This is a genomic window from Microcoleus sp. OTE_8_concoct_300 (genome assembly GCF_031383065.1).
Classification (GTDB): domain Bacteria; phylum Cyanobacteriota; class Cyanobacteriia; order Cyanobacteriales; family Microcoleaceae; genus Microcoleus.
In genome coordinates this window covers 1-2360 of sequence record NZ_JANMZH010000111.1, presented here as the reverse complement: position 1 = coordinate 2360, position 2360 = coordinate 1, and the positions used below count along the sequence as shown (strand labels likewise).

Below are 2360 nucleotides of genomic sequence, written 5' to 3'. Positions count from 1 at the left end.
TCAAATCGTATTTCCCCAAGCTTTCTCGTTGTGGACTGTAATTGTAGCGCTTTTAAAACCGCTGATGCGGTGGAAAATTGCGATTATTTATGATGGTAGTTCCCCAAATACAGACTTTCGAGATTCGAGTTTTAGGACATTTGTTCGCCGCATCCTCGTGCGGTTTGCCGATGCTTTTGTTTCCAATAGCAATGCGGGTAAAAAATATCTGATGGAAGTTCTAAACGTACCAGAGGATAAAATTTTTACCAGAACCTATCTCGTACCTGATGCGGGAGCTTTGCTGAAACGGTTGGATCAAACTCAGCCGCCGAGTTTGCAGTTAAAACGCCCGATTTTTCTGTATGTAGGGCGCATCACAGCGAGAAAGGGAATTAAAACGCTTTTAGAAGCCTGCGCTATTCTTAAAAGTCAAGGGTATGTTGATTATTCGCTGTTGATTGTTGGGAAGGGAGATCAGCGGGAAGAACTGGAAGCTTTTATTAAAGAGCGACATTTTGAAGAGCAGGTGATCTGGGCGGGATGGGTGGAATATGGAAATTTGGGTTCTTATTTTCAGCAAGCTGATATTTTTGTGTTTCCTACTTTTGAGGATGTCTGGGGTATGGTTGTACCTGAAGCGATGGTGTTTGGCAAACCGGTATTGTGTTCTAATGGTGCAGCTTCCTGCGAGTTAATTGTGTCAGGCGAGAACGGTTATATTTTCGCTCCTAGCAGTGCTAAAGAGTTAGCGGATAAAATGCAAATTTTTATAGATAATCCTGATTTGATTGAGTCGATGGGAGAGCGTTCACGACAGATGATTTCTCAAAAAACTCCGGAAACAGCAGCTAAAGCTTACCTCGAAGTTACATCTTTTTTGATGAAAAATAGGTGAAAAAAGTTCGGCAACGGATTTGGTAAGGGATTTAACGGGTGGATGGAAGAGGGAAGAGGGAAAAATTAGCAATTACAAATTAGCAATTACAAATTAGAAATGAAAGTTTTATTATCTGCGTTTGCTTGCGAACCTAATCTCGGCTCCGAAGAGGGAGTAGGATGGAATACTGTTATCCAATCTGCTAAACATCACGAAAGTTGGGTATTTACTCGCACCTTTTGTCGATCGTACATTGAAGCAGAATTAGAGCGGAACCCCGTGCCAAACCTGCACTTTGTTTATTTCGACCCGTTTGGGTGGAGCGAAGATTGGAAGGGGAGACAAGGATTGCTGCAACTTCACTACTATCTGTGGCAAATCTGGGCTTATTTTATCGCTCGGAAGCTTGATCGCGAAATCGGTTTTGACTTAGTACATCACGTAACATATGTCAAGCATTGGTCTCCAAGTTTCCTGGCGCTGTTGCCGCATCCTTTTATTTGGGGGCCTGTGGGAGGTGCAGAAACAGCACCAAAGCCTTTTTGGCAAGATTTTAGCCGCCGGGGCAAAATTTACGAAACCCTGCGAGCATTGGCTCAAAGCGTAGGAGAACGCGATCCGTTTGTGGGGCTGACGGCGCGCCGCAGTGCCGTGGCGCTGGCAACTACGGAAGAAACCGCAGCCAGACTGCGATTTCTCAAAGCAAAAAACGTGAAGATTTTTTCGCAAGTCGGTTTGTCGCAGCAGGAAATTCAAGAACTAGAGCAATTTCCTGCCCCGCCGGAGCAACCAATTAGATTCATCAGTGTCGGTCGTCTCTTACACTGGAAAGGGGTGCACTTGGGACTCCGTGCATTTGCGGAGGCGAAGCTTGAACAATCGGAATACTGGATTGTGGGAGACGGCCCGGAAAGGCAGCGTTTGGAAGCTTTGGCAACAGAATTGGGACTGGCAAATAAAGTATTTTTTTGGGGAACTTTATCTCGCAGTGAAACTCTTTCTAAAATGGGGGAGTCTCACGTTCTCCTCCATCCAAGTTTACATGACTCTGGCGGTTTTGTCTGCACGGAAATGATGGGGGTTGGCCGTCCCACGATTTGTTTGGATTTGGGCGGGCCGGCTACTCAAGTGACGGCCCAAACGGGCATTAAAGTGGCTGCTACTGAACCCGATCGCGCTGTGCAAGGTCTAGCAGAAGCTATAGTGTGCTTAGCCCAGGATCGGGAATTGCGATCGCGCTTGGGTCGAGCCGGTCAAACGCGGGTCAGGGAAATCTATGATTGGAATATCAAAGGTGAATTCTTTGCCCAATTGTGCGAAAATATAGTCTATCGAAAATCAGGATAACTTCTGATTTGTGTGAGCGCACAAAACAAAGAAAACTATATTTTTTCAGGGGCGGTGAAACGTGGGCGTTGCAATCATTACTGGCTCGGCAGGTTTAATTGGCTCTGAGGCGTGTAAGTTCTTTGCCAAACAAGGCTTAGATATAGTTGGCATC

Annotated in this window: 2 protein-coding genes; both read left to right on the top strand. The window is 45.8% G+C overall.

Translation table 11 applies throughout. The features are described from left to right. A partial coding sequence (locus tag ACUVJL_RS05725; RefSeq protein ID WP_445244973.1) for a glycosyltransferase occupies nucleotides 1-877 on the top strand: 877 nt, incomplete at its 5' end. 99 nt (nucleotides 878-976) lie between these two features. After that, nucleotides 977-2206, top strand: coding sequence for a glycosyltransferase family 4 protein (locus tag ACUVJL_RS05720; RefSeq protein ID WP_445244972.1), 1230 nt, complete (start codon nucleotides 977-979; stop codon nucleotides 2204-2206). Nucleotides 2207-2360 lie beyond the last annotated feature (154 nt).